We start from the raw sequence: 16,941 nt of genomic DNA on the forward strand, positions 1-16,941 counted from the left end.
GTTTCGACCGAGCCAACTGGAAGCATGCTAATGGCTACGATTCATGTAGACGGCAAAGAATATGAGGTCAACGGGGCGGACAACCTGCTGGAAGCTTGTCTGTCGCTCGGCCTTGATATTCCGTACTTTTGCTGGCATCCGGCGCTGGGCAGCGTCGGTGCTTGCCGCCAGTGTGCGGTGAAGCAATATCAAAACGCGGAAGACACGCGTGGTCGCCTGGTGATGTCCTGTATGACGCCAGCCACCGAAGGCACCTTTATTTCGATTGATGACGAAGAAGCTAAACAGTTCCGCGAAAGCGTTGTGGAATGGTTGATGACCAACCACCCGCACGACTGTCCGGTCTGTGAAGAAGGCGGTAACTGCCACCTTCAGGATATGACCGTCATGACCGGTCACAGCTTCCGTCGTTATCGCTTTACCAAACGTACCCACCGCAACCAGGATCTGGGGCCGTTCATCTCTCACGAAATGAACCGCTGCATCGCCTGTTACCGCTGTGTGCGTTACTACAAAGACTATGCAGACGGTCAGGATCTGGGCGTATATGGCGCACATGACAACGTCTACTTTGGTCGTCCGGAAGACGGTACGCTGGAAAGCGAATTCTCCGGCAACCTGGTAGAAATCTGCCCGACCGGCGTATTCACGGATAAAACTCACTCCGAGCGCTACAACCGTAAATGGGACATGCAGTTTGCACCAAGCATCTGCCAGCAGTGCTCTCTCGGCTGTAACACCAGCCCGGGTGAACGTTACGGCGAACTGCGTCGTATCGAAAACCGTTATAACGGTACCGTTAACCACTACTTCCTGTGCGACCGCGGTCGTTTCGGTTATGGCTATGTGAACCTGAAAGACCGTCCGCGTCAGCCGGTTCAGCGTCGTGGCGATGACCTGATCACCCTGAATGCTGAACAGGCGATGCAGGGCGCGGCAGATATTCTGCGTCAGTCGAAGAAAGTGATCGGTATCGGCTCCCCACGTGCCAGCGTTGAAAGTAACTTCGCGCTGCGTGAACTGGTCGGGGCTGAAAACTTCTACACCGGTATCGCCCAGGGTGAGCAGGAACGTCTGCAACTGGTGCTGAAAGTGCTGCGCGAAGGCGGTATTCATACTCCTGCGCTGCGCGAAATCGAATCCTATGATGCAGTTCTGGTGCTGGGTGAAGACCTGACTCAGACCGGCGCTCGCGCGGCTCTGGCGGTTCGCCAGGCGGTGAAAGGTAAAGCACGTGAAATGGCAGCAGCCCAGAAAGTGGCTGACTGGCAGATTGCGGCAATCCTGAACATCGGTCAGCGCGCCAAGCATCCTCTGTTTGTGACCAGCATTGATGACACCCGTCTGGATGATATCGCTGCGTGGACCTACCGCGCGCCGGTTGAAGACCAGGCCCGTCTTGGCTTTGCCATTGCACACGCGTTGGACAACAACTCTCCGGCCGTTGAACTGGATCGCGACCTGCAAAACAAGGTTGACGTGATTGTTCAGGCGCTGGCGGGTGCGAAGAAACCGCTGATTATTTCTGGTACTAACGCCGGAAGCGCGGAGATCATTCAGGCGGCAGCGAACGTTGCCAAAGCCCTGAAAGGCCGCGGTGCTGACGTTGGCGTGACCATGGTTGCCCGTGCGGTAAACAGCATTGGTCTGGGGATGATTGGCGGCGGCTCGCTGGAAGCTGCGTTGAGCGAACTGGATTCCGGTGCTGCTGACGCCGTTGTGGTGCTGGAAAACGACCTTCATCGCCATGCTTCTGCCGCACGCGTTGACGCCGCGCTCTCCAAAGCGCCGCTGGTGATGGTGATCGACCATCAGCGCACCGCGATTATGGATAAAGCGCACCTGGTCCTCTCTGCGGCAAGCTTCGCAGAAAGCGACGGTACGGTTATTAACAACGAAGGCCGCGCGCAGCGTTTCTTCCAGGTTTACGACCCGGCGTACTACGACAGCAACACCGTGATGCTGGAAAGCTGGCGCTGGCTGCACTCCCTGCACAGCACCGTGCAGAGCCGTGAAGTGGACTGGACGCAGCTCGACCACGTTATCGACGCGGTTGTCGAAAAACTGCCTCAGCTGGCAGGCATTAAAGATGCTGCCCCTGAAGCGAGCTTCCGCATTCGTGGCCAGAAACTGGCGCGTGAACCGCACCGTTACAGTGGCCGTACCGCAATGCGCGCCAACATCAGCGTGCACGAACCGCGTCAACCGCAGGATAAAGACACTATGTTCGCCTTCTCCATGGAAGGGAACAACCAGCCGTCTGCCCCGCGTTCACAGATCCCATTCGCATGGGCACCGGGCTGGAACTCCCCACAGGCATGGAACAAGTTCCAGGCGGAAGTGGGCGGTTCTCTGCGTCACGGCGATCCGGGCGTGCGTCTGATCGAAGCCTCCGAAACCGGTCTGGATTTCTTCACGACTGTTCCGGCGAGCTTCCAGGCTCAGGAAGGGAACTGGCGTATCGCCCCGTACTACCATCTGTTTGGTAGCGACGAGCTGTCCCAGCGCTCTCCGGTATTCCAGCAACGTATGCCTCAGCCATACATCAAGCTCAACCCGGCGGATGCCGCGAAGCTTGGCGTTAATGCGGGCGCGAACATCGCCTTTAGCTACGACGGTCAGACAATCAGCCTGCCGCTGATTATTTCTGAAGGCCTGACAGCAGGGCAGGTGGGTCTGCCAATGGGTATGCCTGGCATCGCGCCGGTACTGGCGGGTGCGCGTCTTGATAATCTGCAGGAGGCAAAAGCATGAGTTGGTTAACGCCGGATCTTATCGACATCCTGCTGAGCATTCTGAAAGCGATTGTCATCCTGCTGGTGGTTGTCACCTGCGGCGCGTTCATGAGCTTTGGTGAACGTCGTCTGCTCGGTCTGTTCCAGAACCGTTACGGACCGAACCGCGTGGGCTGGGGTGGTTCACTCCAGCTGGTTGCGGACATGATCAAGATGTTCTTTAAAGAGGACTGGATCCCGCGCTTCTCCGACCGCGTGATCTTTACTCTGGCACCGATGATCGCCTTCACCTCGCTGCTGCTGGCGTTTGCCATCGTTCCTGTCAGCCCGACCTGGGTTGTGGCTGACCTGAACATCGGCATTCTGTTCTTCCTGATGATGGCAGGACTCGCGGTTTACGCGGTGCTGTTCGCAGGCTGGTCCAGTAACAACAAATACTCCCTGCTGGGTGCGATGCGTGCTTCCGCGCAGACGCTGAGCTACGAAGTGTTCCTGGGGCTCTCCCTGATGGGCGTGGTGGCGCAGGCCGGTTCATTTAACATGACCGACATCGTCAACAACCAGGCTGACATCTGGAACGTTATCCCGCAGTTCTTTGGTTTTATTACCTTTGCTATCGCGGGCGTGGCGGTGTGTCACCGTCACCCGTTTGACCAGCCAGAAGCCGAACAGGAACTGGCCGACGGTTACCACATTGAATATTCCGGTATGAAATTCGGTCTGTTCTTCGTGGGCGAGTACATCGGTATTGTCACCATTTCCGCGTTGATGGTAACGCTGTTCTTTGGTGGCTGGCATGGCCCGTTCTTACCGCCGTTCATCTGGTTCGCGCTGAAAACCGCGTTCTTCATGATGATGTTCATTTTGATTCGCGCAGCGTTACCTCGTCCGCGTTATGACCAGGTAATGTCCTTCGGCTGGAAAGTGTGCCTGCCGCTGACGCTCGTCAACTTGTTGGTAACGGCCGCTGTCATTCTCTGGCAGCAGCCATAAGGGGCTATAGACCATGACCTTAAAAGAATTACTGGTAGGCTTCGGTACCCAGGTACGCAGTATCTGGATGATCGGCCTGCACGCGTTTGCGAAACGCGAAACCCGGATGTACCCGGAAGAACCGGTATATCTGCCGCCGCGCTACCGTGGCCGTATCGTGCTGACGCGCGACCCGGACGGTTCCGAGCGCTGCGTTGCCTGTAACCTGTGTGCGGTAGCGTGTCCGGTCGGCTGTATCTCTCTGCAAAAAGCAGAGACGGTAGACGGCCGCTGGTATCCTGAGTTCTTCCGCATCAACTTCTCACGCTGCATCTTCTGCGGCCTGTGTGAAGAAGCGTGCCCAACCACGGCGATTCAGCTGACTCCAGACTTCGAGCTGGGTGAGTACAAGCGTCAGGACCTGGTGTACGAGAAAGAGGATCTGCTGATTTCCGGTCCGGGCAAATACCCGGAATATAACTTCTACCGGATGGCGGGTATGGCAATCGACGGCAAAGATAAGGGCGAAGCAGAGAACGAAGCTAAGCCTATCGACGTCAAGAGCCTGTTACCGTAAGGAGAGGGCAATGGAATTCGCTTTTTATATCTGTGGCCTTATCGCCATCCTGGCTACGCTGCGAGTGATCACGCACACCAACCCGGTGCATGCGCTGCTGTACTTAATCATTTCGCTGCTGGCCATTTCCGGGGTGTTCTTTGCATTGGGCGCGCACTTCGCCGGTGCGCTGGAAATCATCGTCTACGCTGGGGCCATCATGGTGCTGTTCGTGTTCGTGGTGATGATGCTGAACCTGGGCGGCTCTGAAATTGAGCAGGAACGTCAGTGGTTAAAACCGCAGGTGTGGATTGGCCCGGCAATTTTGTCGGCCATCATGCTGGTGGTGATTGTTTACGCCATTCTGGGCGTGAACGATCAGGGCATCGACGGCACGCCGATCGGCGCGAAAGAGGTCGGCATTACACTCTTTGGCCCATACGTTCTGGCGGTGGAACTGGCGTCGATGCTGCTGCTGGCTGGTCTGGTTGTTGCCTTCCACGTTGGCCGCGAAGAGCGTGCTGGTGAGGTGCTGAGCAACCGCACTGACGACCGCGCGAAAAGAAAAACGGAGGAGCGCGCATGATCCCCTTAACACATGGACTGATCCTCGCTGCGATTTTATTCGTTCTGGGTTTGACCGGTCTGGTTATCCGCCGCAATCTGCTATTTATGCTGATCGGCCTGGAAATCATGATTAACGCCTCCGCGCTGGCCTTCGTGGTCGCCGGAAGCTACTGGGGCCAGACCGATGGTCAGGTGATGTACATTCTCGCCATCAGCCTCGCGGCTGCCGAAGCGAGTATTGGCCTGGCGCTGTTGCTGCAGCTCCATCGTCGCCGCCAGAACCTGAACATCGATTCAGTAAGTGAGTTGCGTGGATGAACATGCTTGCCTTAACCATTATTTTTCCGCTGATTGGCTTCGTGCTGCTGGCGTTTTCTCGCGGCCGCTGGTCTGAGAATCTGTCTGCGACCGTAGGCATTGGCTCTATCGGCCTGGCTGCGCTGGTGACGGCGTATGCGGGCATCGACTTCTTCAACAACGGACGTCAGCCTTTCAGCGTGCCGCTGTGGACCTGGATGTCGGTCGGTGATTTCAACATCGGTTTCAACCTGGTGCTGGATGGCCTCTCGCTGACCATGCTCTCCGTGGTGACCGGCGTGGGCTTCCTGATCCACATGTTCGCTTCCTGGTATATGCGCGGTGAAGAGGGTTACTCCCGCTTCTTCGCCTACACCAACCTGTTTATCGCCAGCATGGTGGTTCTGGTTCTGGCCGATAACCTGCTGCTGATGTATCTGGGCTGGGAAGGTGTGGGTCTGTGTTCTTACCTGCTGATCGGTTTCTACTACACCGATCCGAAGAATGGCGCAGCGGCGATGAAAGCGTTCATCGTGACCCGTGTGGGTGACGTGTTCCTCGCTTTCGCGCTGTTCATTCTTTACAACGAACTGGGCACGCTGAACTTCCGCGAAATGGTGGAACTGGCGCCAGCGCACTTCGCAGCAGGCAACAACATGCTGTGGTGGGCAACGCTGATGCTGCTGGGTGGTGCTGTGGGTAAATCCGCACAGCTGCCGTTGCAAACATGGCTGGCCGACGCGATGGCGGGTCCAACTCCTGTCTCCGCGCTGATCCACGCTGCGACCATGGTTACCGCCGGTGTTTACCTGATTGCGCGTACCCACGGCCTGTTCCTGATGACCCCGGAAATTCTGCATCTGGTGGGTATCGTTGGTGCGGTAACACTGGTGCTGGCAGGCTTTGCCGCGCTGGTGCAGACCGACATCAAACGCGTTCTCGCGTACTCCACCATGAGCCAGATTGGTTACATGTTCCTGGCGCTGGGCGTTCAGGCGTGGGACGCAGCCATTTTCCACCTGATGACACACGCGTTCTTTAAAGCGCTGCTGTTCCTGTCATCCGGCTCTGTGATTCTGGCCTGCCATCACGAGCAGAACATCTTCAAGATGGGCGGACTGCGTAAGTCCATCCCGCTGGTATATGTCTGCTTCCTGGTGGGCGGCGCGGCGCTGGCGGCACTGCCGCTGATCACTGCGGGCTTCTTCAGTAAGGACGAAATCCTTGCGGGTGCCATGGCGAATGGTCATATCAATCTGATGGTTGCGGGTCTGGTCGGTGCATTCATGACCTCCCTGTATACCTTCCGTATGATTTTCATCGTATTCCACGGTAAAGAACAAATTCACGCTCACGCAGGGAAGGGGATTACCCACCACCTGCCGCTGATTGTGCTGCTTGTACTCTCCACCTTCGTTGGCGCGATGATTGTGCCACCGTTGCAGGGCGTACTGCCGGACACCACCGAGCTTGAGCACGGTCGCGTTCTGACGCTTGAAATCACCTCCGGTGTGGTCGCTATCGCGGGCATCCTGATTGCAGCATGGCTGTGGCTGGGTAAACGTACGCTGGTAACCTCTGTTGCCAACAGTGCGCCAGGCCGCCTGCTGGGCACCTGGTGGTACAACGCGTGGGGCTTCGACTGGCTGTACGACATGATTTTCGTCAAACCGTTCCTGGGTGTTGCGTGGCTGGTGAAACGCGATCCACTGAACAGCATGATGAATATCCCGGCGATCCTTTCCCGCTTTGCAGGTAAAGGCCTGCTGTTCAGCGAGAACGGTTACCTGCGCTGGTATGTGGCGTCCATGAGCATCGGTGCGGTTGTCGTGCTGGCGCTGCTGATGGTGTTGCGTTGATCGTTAAGTGAATTTTATTCGAATTCGTTGAAAATCAGGCCCCTGCTGGGGGCCTTTAAAAGGAATGTAAATCGCCATGTTACTACCCTGGCTAATATTAATTCCCTTCATCGGCGGCTTCCTGTGCTGGCAGACTGAACGCTTTGGCGTGAAGATGCCGCGCTGGATCGCGCTGATCACCATGGGATTGACGCTCGCGCTTGGTCTGCAACTGTGGTTGCAGGGTGGCTACTCTCTGACCCAGTCTGCGGGTATTCCGCAGTGGCAGTCTGAGTTTATCCTGCCGTGGATCCCACGTTTCGGTATTACGATCCACCTGGCCATCGACGGTTTGTCGCTGCTGATGGTGGTGCTGACCGGTCTGCTCGGCGTTCTGGCGGTACTTTGCTCCTGGCGAGAAATCGAAAAATACCAGGGCTTTTTCCACCTGAACCTGATGTGGATCCTGGGCGGTGTTATCGGCGTGTTCCTTGCCATCGACATGTTCCTGTTCTTCTTCTTCTGGGAGATGATGCTGGTGCCGATGTACTTCCTGATCGCGCTGTGGGGCCACAAGGCGTCCGACGGTAAAACGCGTATCACGGCGGCAACCAAGTTCTTCATCTATACCCAGGCGAGTGGTCTGGTGATGTTGATTGCCATTCTGGCGCTGGTGTTTGTTCACCACGATGCGACCGGAGTCTGGACATTCAACTATGAAGACCTGCTGAAGACGCCTATGTCTCACGGCGTTGAATATCTGCTGATGCTGGGCTTCTTCATCGCATTCGCGGTGAAAATGCCGGTGGTTCCGCTGCACGGCTGGCTGCCAGACGCGCACTCCCAGGCACCAACGGCGGGTTCCGTTGACCTGGCGGGCATCTTGCTGAAAACCGCAGCCTACGGTCTGCTGCGTTTCGCGCTGCCGCTGTTCCCGAACGCGTCCGCTGAGTTCGCGCCAATTGCCATGTGGCTGGGTGTGATCGGTATCTTCTACGGTGCCTGGATGGCCTTCACGCAATACGACATTAAGCGTCTGATTGCTTACACCTCCGTTTCCCACATGGGCTTCGTACTGATTGCTATCTACACCGGCAGCCAGCTCGCGTACCAGGGTGCGGTGATCCAGATGATTGCGCACGGTCTGTCCGCAGCCGGCCTCTTCATCCTGTGTGGTCAGCTGTACGAACGTCTGCATACTCGCGATATGCGTATGATGGGCGGTCTGTGGAGCAAAATTAAATGGCTGCCAGCGCTGTCCATGTTCTTCGCGGTGGCTACTCTGGGTATGCCTGGCACCGGTAACTTCGTCGGCGAATTTATGATTCTGTTCGGCAGCTTCAAAGTGGTTCCGGTCATTACCGTGGTTTCGACTTTCGGTCTGGTGTTCGCTTCCGTTTACTCGCTGGCGATGCTGCACCGTGCCTACTTCGGTAAAGCGAAGAGCGAAATTGCTGCACAAGAACTGCCGGGGATGTCGCTGCGTGAGCTGTTCATCATCCTGCTGCTGGTCGTACTGCTGGTGCTGTTGGGCTTCTATCCGCAGCCGATTCTGGATACCTCGCACTCCGCGATGGGCAATATCCAGCAGTGGTTTGTTAATTCTGCTTCTACTACAAGGCCGTAATTCGCCATGACAATAACTCCACAACAACTGATCGCGCTGCTACCGCTGCTGATCGTCGGATTGACGGTGGTGGTTGTGATGCTCTCCATTGCGTGGCGACGCAATCACTTCCTGAATGCGACCCTGTCCGTTCTGGGTCTGAACGCTGCGTTGGTTTCCCTCTGGTTTGTTGGCCAGGCGGGCGCGATGGATGTCACCCCGCTGATGCGCGTTGACGGCTATGCCATGCTGTACACGGGTCTGGTTCTGCTGGCGAGCCTGGCAACCTGTACCTTTGCGTATCCGTGGCTTGAAGGCTACAACGACAACAAAGAAGAGTTTTACCTGCTGGTACTGATTGCCGCGCTGGGCGGCATTCTGCTGGCGAATGCGAACCACCTGGCCGCGCTGTTCCTCGGTATTGAGCTGATCTCTCTGCCGCTGTTCGGTCTGATTGGTTATGCCTTCCGTCAGAAGCGCTCACTGGAAGCGAGTATCAAGTACACCATTCTGTCTGCTGCAGCGTCGTCCTTCCTGCTGTTCGGTATCGCGCTGGTGTATGCTCAGTCTGGTAACCTCTCCTTCGTTGCGCTCGGCAAGAGCCTCGGCGACGGCATGCTGCATGAGCCGCTGCTGCTGGCGGGTCTGGGCATGATGATTGTTGGCCTCGGCTTCAAACTGTCTCTGGTTCCGTTCCACCTGTGGACGCCAGACGTATACCAGGGTGCTCCGGCACCGGTTTCCACCTTCCTGGCGACGGCGAGCAAAATCGCTATCTTCGGTGTGGTCATGCGTCTGTTCCTGTATGCACCGGTGGGTGAGAGTGAAGCGGTTCGCGTTGTGCTCGGCATTATCGCGTTCGTATCCATCATCTTCGGTAACCTGATGGCGCTGAGCCAGACCAATATCAAACGTCTGCTGGGCTACTCGTCTATCTCCCATCTGGGTTACCTGCTGGTGGCACTGATTGCGCTGCAGAGCGGCGAGATGTCGATGGAAACCGTGGGCGTGTATCTGGCAGGTTACCTGTTCAGCAGCCTCGGCGCGTTCGGCGTGGTGAGCCTGATGTCCAGCCCATACCGTGGCCCGGATGCGGATTCACTGTTCTCCTACCGTGGTCTGTTCTGGCACCGTCCGATTCTGTCCGCGGTGATGACAGTGATGATGCTCTCTCTGGCGGGTATCCCGATGACCTTGGGCTTTATCGGTAAGTTCTACGTGCTGGCCGTCGGTGTGCAGGCGCACCTGTGGTGGCTGACTGCGGGCGTGGTTATCGGCTCTGCAATCGGTCTGTATTACTACCTGCGTGTGGCGGTGAGTCTGTATCTGAGTGCACCTCAGCAACTCAACCGTGATGCCCCAACCAACTGGCAGTACAGCGCCGGTGGTATTGTGGTGCTGATCTCCGCGCTGCTGGTACTGATCTTCGGTATCTATCCGCAGCCGCTGATTGATATCGTGCAGCATGCGATGCCGCTGATGTAAAAACAAAAAACCCGCCTCGGCGGGTTTTTTTATTTTCTCCCTCTCCCCGTGGGAGAGGGCTGGGGTGAGGGCACCAGCCCGCACCATGCTTAAGCCAGCTGCTTCCTGCTAATCAATGGCCCATCAATCTTCTTCATCGAACGATCCAGAACTTCCTCAATCACCGAAGACAGCTCGTTCAGTTCAAATTTCGCCACATACCCGTCAGCTTTCACTTTACGAATATGATCTTCGTTGGCGTTACCAGAAAGCGACGAGTGGATCACCACCGGAATATCTTTCAGTACCGGGTCGGTTTTGATTTTGCGCGTCAGCGTAAAACCGTCCATCTCCGGCATTTCGAGGTCGGTCAGCACCAGGGCAATTTTATCAGTGATCGGGACCCCTTCCGCCTGCGCCTGAGCAGCGAGAACGCCAATTTTTTCCCACGCATCTTTACCGGTGATATGTAGCTGCGCCGGGATCTCCATCGCCTGCAAACCTTTTTCCAGCATGGAGCGCGCGACTTTGGAATCTTCTGCAACAATCGCGACAGCACCCGGCTTAATATGGAATTTTGTGGTTTGCAGATTAGTGGCGTGCAGATCGTGGTTAGCTGGGGTGATGTCATACAGAATCTGCTCAACATCGAGCACCATCGCCAGTTCGTTGGTATCAGTCTTCTCGTCCAGACAGGCGATACTGGTGATGTAACGTCCGCTGACGGCGGTTTCCGCCGCGTGTACCTGTTTCCAGTCGAGGCGCATGATGTTCTCAACGGATTCCACGGCAAACGCCTGCACGCTGCGGGCATATTCTGTGATCAGCAGGATGTTGAGCCCCGTTGTCGGTTTACAACCCGCTACGGCGGCCAGGTCGATCACCGGAATCACCTGATCGCGAATATTCACCATCCCCATCAGCGGTGATTTCATCCCGGCGGGTTTCGTGAACTCTGGCATCGGCACAATTTCACGCAGCTTGAAAACGTTAATGCCAAAAAGCTCTGATTTGTTTTCGTTCAGAGACGTGCCCAGCCGGAATAACAACAGTTCAAAACGGTTCGACAGGGTTAGATTCGCCCTGTCATCAATATCTTTCTGGAAATTATCCATTCTACCCTCGAGAGAAATGCTGACCTTTTAATCGTTATCGGCATCCTGAGGGAAAAATGAAGGACTAAACGCTGACTTGAGTGAAATCTTCTGCCAGCTCACATTTCGGGAACACTGCGCGGCACTCAGCCAGCAGACCTTCACATCCCCGAGCATCGTAGCGCGAGCTAACATGAGTAACGATCAGTTTCCCGACGCCTGCGTCACGGGCAAGCTGTGCCGCCTGACGGGTTGAGCTATGCCCACGGCTGTTGGCTTTCTCTTCCATGGCCGTTTCAAGCGTTGCTTCATGTACCATGACATCCACGCCCTGAGCCAGTTTCAATGCTGTCGGGCAGGGGGCGGTGTCGCCAAAAATCGCCAGTTTTTTGCCGGGCAGGGGTGCCGCGAGATAATCCTGACCATTGATAACGCGCCCATCCTCCAGCGTGACCGTCTCTCCCTGCTTCAGACGCTGGAACAGCGGCCCGGCCTTTACCCCCGCGGCGATTAACGCGGCGGCATCCAGTGCACCGGGTTTGTCATGCGCTTCAATGCGGTAACCATAACACTCTACCGGATGGTTAAGAGGGTGAGCGGTGACGACATAATCCTCATCATCGAAAACCAGCCCCCCGGCGATCTCAACGACCTCCAGCGGATAATCAGTCCAGGACCCACTGAGGCGTAGCGTGGTTTCAACAAATTCCCGGATACCTGCAGGCCCGTAAATCGTCAGCGGATTAGCGTTCCCGGCCATTGAACGGCTGCACAGGAGGCCAGGCAGGCCAAACAGATGGTCACCATGCAGATGCGTGATAAAAATTTTATCCAGCTTGCCTGGGTGATAAGCGGTATGTAACAGCTGATGCTGTGTCCCTTCACCACAGTCAAACAGCCATAGCCCACCACGGGTTGGGTGTTTAAGATCCAGCAGAATCGCGGTCACATTTCGTGAGCGGGTTGGCACACCAGCGGACGTACCCAGAAAAATCAGTTCCATAACGCAATCAGCCCTTTGCTGAACGGGGAGGGGTTTAGTATAACGTGATGAACCCCAGGAAGGAGACTGACATGATCCAGTGGCAAGATTTACACCATAGCGAGCTCACCGTTAATTCACTGTATGCGCTGCTCAAACTGCGCTGCGAAGTGTTTGTGGTAGAACAGACCTGCCCGTATCAGGACATCGACGGCGACGATCTCGTCGGCGAGAACCGGCATATCCTCGGCTGGCGGGATAACGAGCTGGTGGCGTATGCGAGGATTCTGAAAAGCGAAGACGATTTCGAGCCTGTGGTGATTGGCCGCGTCATCATTAGCGGTAAGGCGCGCGGTGAAAAACTGGTCTATCAGCTGATGGAAAAAACGCTGGAGGCGTGCCAGAAACTGTGGCCGGACAAGGCGTTATACCTGGGCGCGCAGGCGCATCTGCAATCTTTCTACGGTTATTTTGGCTTCACGCCGGTCACTGACGTATATGACGAAGACGGTATACCGCACATTGGCATGGCGCGGGAGGCTAAGCAGGCGTAATGGGTCGTCGTTGGCTATAGTTAGCGGACTGGTGTACTAACATGGAGAAAAATATGTCATTTCAATCCTGGGATACCCGTATCGATGACGACCTGACGTTATTGAGAGAAACGCTGGAAGAAGTATTACGTTCGTCGGGCGACCCTGCCGATCAGAAATATATTGAGCTGAAAGAACGTGCAGAACAGGCGCTAAATGACGTTAAAAACCGCGTCAGCCATGCGTCCGACACGTACTACTACCGCGCCAAAAAGGCGGTTTATCGTGCCGATGATTATGTTCACGAAAAACCGTGGAGAGGCATTGGTGTGGGCGCAGCTGTCGGGTTGGTGTTTGGGCTGCTTCTGGCTCGTCGTTAATTTTATGTTTAACGCTTAACCACTCCCTATACGTGGGTACTGCTATTTATAACCAGTACCCCGTATAATATGAGGTTTCAACAGGGAGAGGTTCGCGTGAATTCGATTTTCCTCGCGTTGGAGCACCTGCGTAGTCAGCTTACGCAAGCGTTACCCGCAATACCCGGTCTACGTCATTTCGACGTCACTTTCCCGTTAAACGACGCTTTCGATCCTCTTGCCTGGCTTGGCGCGCAGCAGTGCTATCCCCAGTTTTACTGGCAACAGCGTAATGGTGATGAGGAACTGGCTGCTCTGGGGGCTGTCACCCAATTCTCCTCGCTGGCGTTAGCCTCGCAGTTTTTGCGTGAGCAGAATGCGGCAAATGATACCCGTATTTGCGGCCTGAATGCATTTAACCCGGAGCAGGGCAGTCTCTTTTTACCTCGCCTGCTCTGGCGACGTTCCGCCGGAAATGCCACGTTGCGCCTGCAACTGTGGAGCGATGACTCTCTTCAGGACGATGCCCGCACCGCGTTGGATTTTCTGCAGCAACTCCATGCCGGCAGACCTATCCGCCCGCTGTCTGTGCAGGTTGAGTGCGAAACCCATCATCCGCAAAAGCAGGAATGGCTGGAGCTTATCCGCAAGGCAACAGAGACTATCGCGCGCGGTGAATTTGAAAAGGTGGTCCTCGCCAGGGCAACCGATCTGCAGTTTAAACAGCGCGTTAACCCTGTCGCACTGATGGCCGCCAGCCGCGCCCTGAATTTAAATTGCTATCATTTCTGCATGGTTTTCGACGCCAGCAATGCGTTTCTCGGCTCAACGCCCGAGCGTCTCTGGCGGCGGCGGGAAAAATTGCTTCGTACCGAAGCGCTGGCGGGCACTGTCGCCAGTCATGCTGATGATAAACAAGCCCTGCGTCTGGGCGAATGGTTGCTGAATGATGATAAAAACCAACGCGAAAATATGTTGGTAGTGGAAGATATCTGTCAGCGCCTTCAGCACTTTACCCAGACGCTTGATGTGTTGCCTGCTCAGGTTGTGCGTCTGCGCAAAGTGCAGCATTTGCGCCGCTGTATCTGGACCGAGTTGAAACAGGCCAGTGATGAACAGTGTTTACATATTCTGCAGCCTACGGCGGCCGTTGCCGGGCTGCCGCGTCAACCTGCACGGGCGTTTATTGAGAATGTTGAACCCTTTAACCGCGAGTGGTACGCCGGGTCGGCCGGGTATTTATCACCCGAACAAAGCGAGTTCTGCGTGGCATTACGCTCTGCACGTGTCCAGGATGACGCCCTGCGGCTGTACGCCGGAGCCGGAATTGTCAGCGGGTCTGACCCGGAGCAGGAGTGGCAGGAGATAGAAAACAAAGCCGCAGGGTTGCGTTCTCTGCTCCTTAGGGATTAATACTGATTCGTGCATTCCCGATTCATATCAAAATTCCAAATTTTTCTATTATTTATACTGTGTCGTAATCTTGATTCCGGACAATCTCATGTCAGTAAGTTCTTTTAACCGGCGCTGGGCGGCGGTGATCCTTGAAGCCCTGACCCGCCATGGCGTCAGGCACGTGTGTATTGCGCCGGGTTCTCGCTCAACGCCGCTGACGCTGGCGGCCGCTGAAAACCGGGCATTCATTCACCATACTCATTTTGATGAACGCGGTCTTGGCCATCTGGCACTGGGGCTGGCGAAGGTCAGCAAAGAGCCTGTAGCGGTGATTGTCACCTCCGGTACTGCCGTGGCGAACCTCTATCCGGCACTGATTGAAGCCGGTTTAACCGGTGAAAAACTGATCCTGCTGACGGCTGACCGCCCACCTGAGCTTATCGACTGTGGCGCCAATCAGGCTATTCGTCAGCCGGGACTCTTTTCCTCGCACCCTTCGCAGACAATCTCGTTGCCGCGTCCCACGCAGGATATCCCGGCAAGCTGGCTGGTATCCACCGTCGATCACGCCATGGAGACATTGCGCAGTGGGGCGTTGCATATCAACTGCCCGTTTGCCGAACCGTTGTATGGCGAACTGGATAACACCGGCCTTGAGTGGCAGCACTCCCTCGGTGACTGGTGGGTAAGTGAAAAACCGTGGCTGCGTGAGCAGACGCATCTTGAGAGTGCTAAACAACGTGACTGGTTCTTCTGGCGGCAAAAACGCGGCGTGGTTATCGCCGGGCGCATGAGCGCTGCTGAAGGAAAATGGGTTGCTGAATGGGCGCAAACACTTGGCTGGCCGCTGATTGGTGACGTGCTCTCCCAGACCGGCCAGCCGCTGCCGTGCGCCGATCTCTGGTTGGGGAATGCGAAAGCCGTCACTGAGCTTTCGCAGGCGCAGATTGTTGTCCAGCTTGGCTCAAGCTTAACCGGTAAGCGATTACTGCAATGGCAGGCAACGTGCACCCCGGAAGAATACTGGCTGGTGGATCCGCTGGAAGGGCGGCTCGACCCGGCGCACCATCGCGGGCGTCGTCTGGTCAGCAGTATCGACACCTGGCTTACGCTCCATCCGGCGGAAAAACGCAAACCCTGGGCCGTTGCGATCCCGGAACTTTCGCGTCAGGCGTGGGAGCTCACCAAAGCGCATTGTGAAGCGTTTAGCGAGGCCGGACTGGCGCACCGTATTCGCCAGTATCTGCCTGAGCAGGGGCAACTGTTTGTCGGAAATAGCCTCGTTGTCCGCCTGATTGACGCGTTTTCGCAGCTGCCGGCAGGCTACCCGGTGTACAGCAACCGTGGCGCCAGCGGTATCGATGGGCTGATCTCAACGGCAGCAGGCGTGCAGCGTGCCAGCGCGAAATCAACGCTGGCAATCGTGGGCGATCTCTCTGCACTCTACGATCTCAACGCGCTGGCGCTGCTACGACAGGCGTCGGCCCCGTTTGTGCTGATTGTGGTCAACAACAACGGCGGGCAGATCTTCTCTCTCTTGCCAACGCCGCAAAGCGAGCGTGAACGCTTTTACCTGATGCCGCAGAATGTCCAGTTTGAACACGCCGCAGCGATGTTCAGCCTGAAATACCATCGCCCGGAAAACTGGGAACAGCTTGATATAGCGCTGAGCACCGCCTGGAAACAGCCGGGAGCAACGCTGATTGAGCTGGTGGTGAATGATGCTGACGGCGCGCAGATGCTGCAAAGCCTGCTGGCACAGGTGAGCCAGCTGTGATCCTCTCGGGTGTGCAACAGGCTGGAAAACCAGGTTATCCCTGGCTGGTCTTTTTGCACGGTTTCTCCGGGGATTGCCGTGAGTGGCAGGTCGTTGGCGAGATGCTCAGCAATTATCCCCGGCTGTACCTGGATCTACCGGGGCACGGTGGCTCCGGGAATATTGGCGTGTCCGGGTTTAATGAGATGAGCACAATGCTCACCCGAACCTTGCTTAGTTACAACATACTTAACTTCTGGCTTATCGGGTACTCCCTCGGCGGCCGCGTTGCGATGTTCCATGCCTGCCAGCAGTCACAGGGGCTGCAGGGGGTGATTGTGGAAGGTGGGCATCCGGGTCTGCATGATGACGAAGAGCGCATCAGGCGGCGGGTATCTGATCGCCGCTGGGCACAGCGTTTTCGTACTGAACCGCTGGATAAAGTCTTTACTGACTGGTATCAACAGCCCGTGTTCGCCTCCCTGACGGACACCCAGCGCGAAGCGCTGGTTACTTTGCGCAGTCAGAACAACGGCACGACGCTGGCGATGATGCTGGAGGCGACATCGCTGGCCGTGCAGCCTGATTTGCGTGCCGCGCTCAGCGCCCGCAATTTCCCATTTGAATATTTATATGGTGAACATGATGACAAGTTTACGGCCCTTGCCGCGAAACTGAACGCCGTTCGCCATGCAATTCCCAACGCCGGACACAACGCCCACCGGGAAAACCCGGGTGCAGTTGCTGCGTGTCTGGCTCAGATACTGCGTCTTCGATAAAGGACTCT

The 16,941-nt window shown here is 56.2% G+C and carries 15 protein-coding genes; 13 read left to right on the forward strand and 2 right to left on the reverse strand.

Annotation, left to right across the window (positions count from 1 at the left end; translation table 11 throughout):
* Positions 1–30 precede the first annotated feature (30 nt).
* The 8 genes from nuoG to nuoN all read left to right on the forward strand — a co-directional run bounded on the left by nuoG (position 31) and on the right by nuoN (position 10,056).
* Entirely contained in the window at positions 31–2,754 is a 2,724-nt protein-coding gene (nuoG, locus tag AC0XWG_RS14430; protein WP_475680731.1) for an NADH-quinone oxidoreductase subunit NuoG, read from the forward strand.
* Positions 2,751–3,728, forward strand: coding sequence for an NADH-quinone oxidoreductase subunit NuoH (nuoH, locus tag AC0XWG_RS14435; protein WP_008500211.1), 978 nt, complete (start codon positions 2,751–2,753; stop codon positions 3,726–3,728). The genes nuoG and nuoH overlap by 4 nt, the downstream gene beginning before the upstream one ends.
* 13 nt (positions 3,729–3,741) lie before the next feature.
* Positions 3,742–4,284, forward strand: a complete 543-nt coding sequence (gene nuoI / locus AC0XWG_RS14440) for an NADH-quinone oxidoreductase subunit NuoI (RefSeq protein WP_003861491.1) — start codon at positions 3,742–3,744, stop codon at positions 4,282–4,284.
* 10 nt (positions 4,285–4,294) lie between these two features.
* Positions 4,295–4,849 (forward strand): NADH-quinone oxidoreductase subunit J, encoded by a 555-nt coding sequence (gene nuoJ, locus AC0XWG_RS14445; protein ID WP_008500212.1) that lies wholly within the window; start codon positions 4,295–4,297, stop codon positions 4,847–4,849.
* A complete protein-coding gene (gene nuoK / locus AC0XWG_RS14450; protein WP_003861496.1) occupies positions 4,846–5,148 on the forward strand; it encodes an NADH-quinone oxidoreductase subunit NuoK in 303 nt (100 codons plus the stop codon). Before nuoJ ends, nuoK begins: the two co-directional genes overlap by 4 nt.
* Complete coding sequence (nuoL, locus tag AC0XWG_RS14455) at positions 5,145–6,986, forward strand: NADH-quinone oxidoreductase subunit L (protein WP_028016247.1); 1,842 nt, start codon at positions 5,145–5,147, stop codon at positions 6,984–6,986. The genes nuoK and nuoL overlap by 4 nt, the downstream gene beginning before the upstream one ends.
* A 76-nt stretch (positions 6,987–7,062) precedes the next feature.
* Entirely contained in the window at positions 7,063–8,592 is a 1,530-nt protein-coding gene (gene nuoM / locus AC0XWG_RS14460) for an NADH-quinone oxidoreductase subunit M (RefSeq protein ID WP_028016248.1), read from the forward strand.
* A gap of 6 nt (positions 8,593–8,598) precedes the next feature.
* The gene (gene nuoN, locus AC0XWG_RS14465; protein WP_028016249.1) at positions 8,599–10,056 is read left to right on the forward strand and encodes an NADH-quinone oxidoreductase subunit NuoN; all 1,458 of its coding nucleotides are present in this window, start codon (positions 8,599–8,601) and stop codon (positions 10,054–10,056) included.
* Positions 10,057–10,145: 89 nt separating this feature from the next.
* Here the strand turns inward: nuoN and AC0XWG_RS14470 are convergent, their stop codons facing one another.
* Positions 10,146–11,150: a chemotaxis protein gene (locus AC0XWG_RS14470; RefSeq protein ID WP_108090827.1), complete on the reverse strand. Its 1,005-nt coding sequence runs from the start codon at positions 11,148–11,150 to the stop codon at positions 10,146–10,148.
* A gap of 64 nt (positions 11,151–11,214) precedes the next feature.
* A complete protein-coding gene (gene rbn / locus AC0XWG_RS14475; RefSeq protein WP_475680732.1) occupies positions 11,215–12,132 on the reverse strand; it encodes a ribonuclease BN in 918 nt (305 codons plus the stop codon).
* A gap of 71 nt (positions 12,133–12,203) precedes the next feature.
* Here rbn and AC0XWG_RS14480 point away from each other — a divergent pair, with 71 nt between their 5' ends.
* The 5 genes from AC0XWG_RS14480 (at position 12,204) to menH (ending at position 16,933) form a co-directional block, all read left to right on the forward strand.
* Positions 12,204–12,665, forward strand: a complete 462-nt coding sequence (locus tag AC0XWG_RS14480; RefSeq protein ID WP_475680733.1) for a GNAT family N-acetyltransferase — start codon at positions 12,204–12,206, stop codon at positions 12,663–12,665.
* A gap of 53 nt (positions 12,666–12,718) precedes the next feature.
* Positions 12,719–13,024, forward strand: a complete 306-nt coding sequence (elaB, locus tag AC0XWG_RS14485; RefSeq protein ID WP_028016253.1) for a stress response protein ElaB — start codon at positions 12,719–12,721, stop codon at positions 13,022–13,024.
* Between the two features lie 96 nt (positions 13,025–13,120).
* The gene (gene menF, locus AC0XWG_RS14490) at positions 13,121–14,416 is read left to right on the forward strand and encodes an isochorismate synthase MenF (protein ID WP_128347395.1); all 1,296 of its coding nucleotides are present in this window, start codon (positions 13,121–13,123) and stop codon (positions 14,414–14,416) included.
* A gap of 88 nt (positions 14,417–14,504) precedes the next feature.
* Positions 14,505–16,175, forward strand: a complete 1,671-nt coding sequence (gene menD / locus AC0XWG_RS14495) for a 2-succinyl-5-enolpyruvyl-6-hydroxy-3-cyclohexene-1-carboxylic-acid synthase (RefSeq protein ID WP_128347396.1) — start codon at positions 14,505–14,507, stop codon at positions 16,173–16,175.
* A complete protein-coding gene (gene menH, locus AC0XWG_RS14500) occupies positions 16,172–16,933 on the forward strand; it encodes a 2-succinyl-6-hydroxy-2,4-cyclohexadiene-1-carboxylate synthase (RefSeq protein ID WP_128347397.1) in 762 nt (253 codons plus the stop codon). Before menD ends, menH begins: the two co-directional genes overlap by 4 nt.
* The last annotated feature ends 8 nt before the right edge of the window (positions 16,934–16,941 follow it).

The organism is Enterobacter sp. DVT3837 (assembly GCF_056238685.1).

Excerpts from the sequence above, each read along its gene's own strand:
- nuoK (WP_003861496.1), top strand. The coding sequence starts at position 4,846 with ATGATCCCCTTAACACATGGACTGATCCTCGCTGCGATTTTATTCGTT.
- nuoJ (WP_008500212.1), top strand. The coding sequence starts at position 4,295 with ATGGAATTCGCTTTTTATATCTGTGGCCTTATCGCCATCCTGGCTACG.
- rbn (WP_475680732.1), bottom strand. The coding sequence starts at position 12,132 with ATGGAACTGATTTTTCTGGGTACGTCCGCTGGTGTGCCAACCCGCTCA.
- nuoG (WP_475680731.1), top strand. The coding sequence starts at position 31 with ATGGCTACGATTCATGTAGACGGCAAAGAATATGAGGTCAACGGGGCG.
- AC0XWG_RS14480 (WP_475680733.1), top strand. The coding sequence starts at position 12,204 with ATGATCCAGTGGCAAGATTTACACCATAGCGAGCTCACCGTTAATTCA.
- nuoH (WP_008500211.1), top strand. The coding sequence starts at position 2,751 with ATGAGTTGGTTAACGCCGGATCTTATCGACATCCTGCTGAGCATTCTG.
- nuoN (WP_028016249.1), top strand. The coding sequence starts at position 8,599 with ATGACAATAACTCCACAACAACTGATCGCGCTGCTACCGCTGCTGATC.
- nuoL (WP_028016247.1), top strand. The coding sequence starts at position 5,145 with ATGAACATGCTTGCCTTAACCATTATTTTTCCGCTGATTGGCTTCGTG.
- menD (WP_128347396.1), top strand. The coding sequence starts at position 14,505 with ATGTCAGTAAGTTCTTTTAACCGGCGCTGGGCGGCGGTGATCCTTGAA.
- AC0XWG_RS14470 (WP_108090827.1), bottom strand. The coding sequence starts at position 11,150 with ATGGATAATTTCCAGAAAGATATTGATGACAGGGCGAATCTAACCCTG.
- nuoM (WP_028016248.1), top strand. The coding sequence starts at position 7,063 with ATGTTACTACCCTGGCTAATATTAATTCCCTTCATCGGCGGCTTCCTG.
- elaB (WP_028016253.1), top strand. The coding sequence starts at position 12,719 with ATGTCATTTCAATCCTGGGATACCCGTATCGATGACGACCTGACGTTA.
- nuoI (WP_003861491.1), top strand. The coding sequence starts at position 3,742 with ATGACCTTAAAAGAATTACTGGTAGGCTTCGGTACCCAGGTACGCAGT.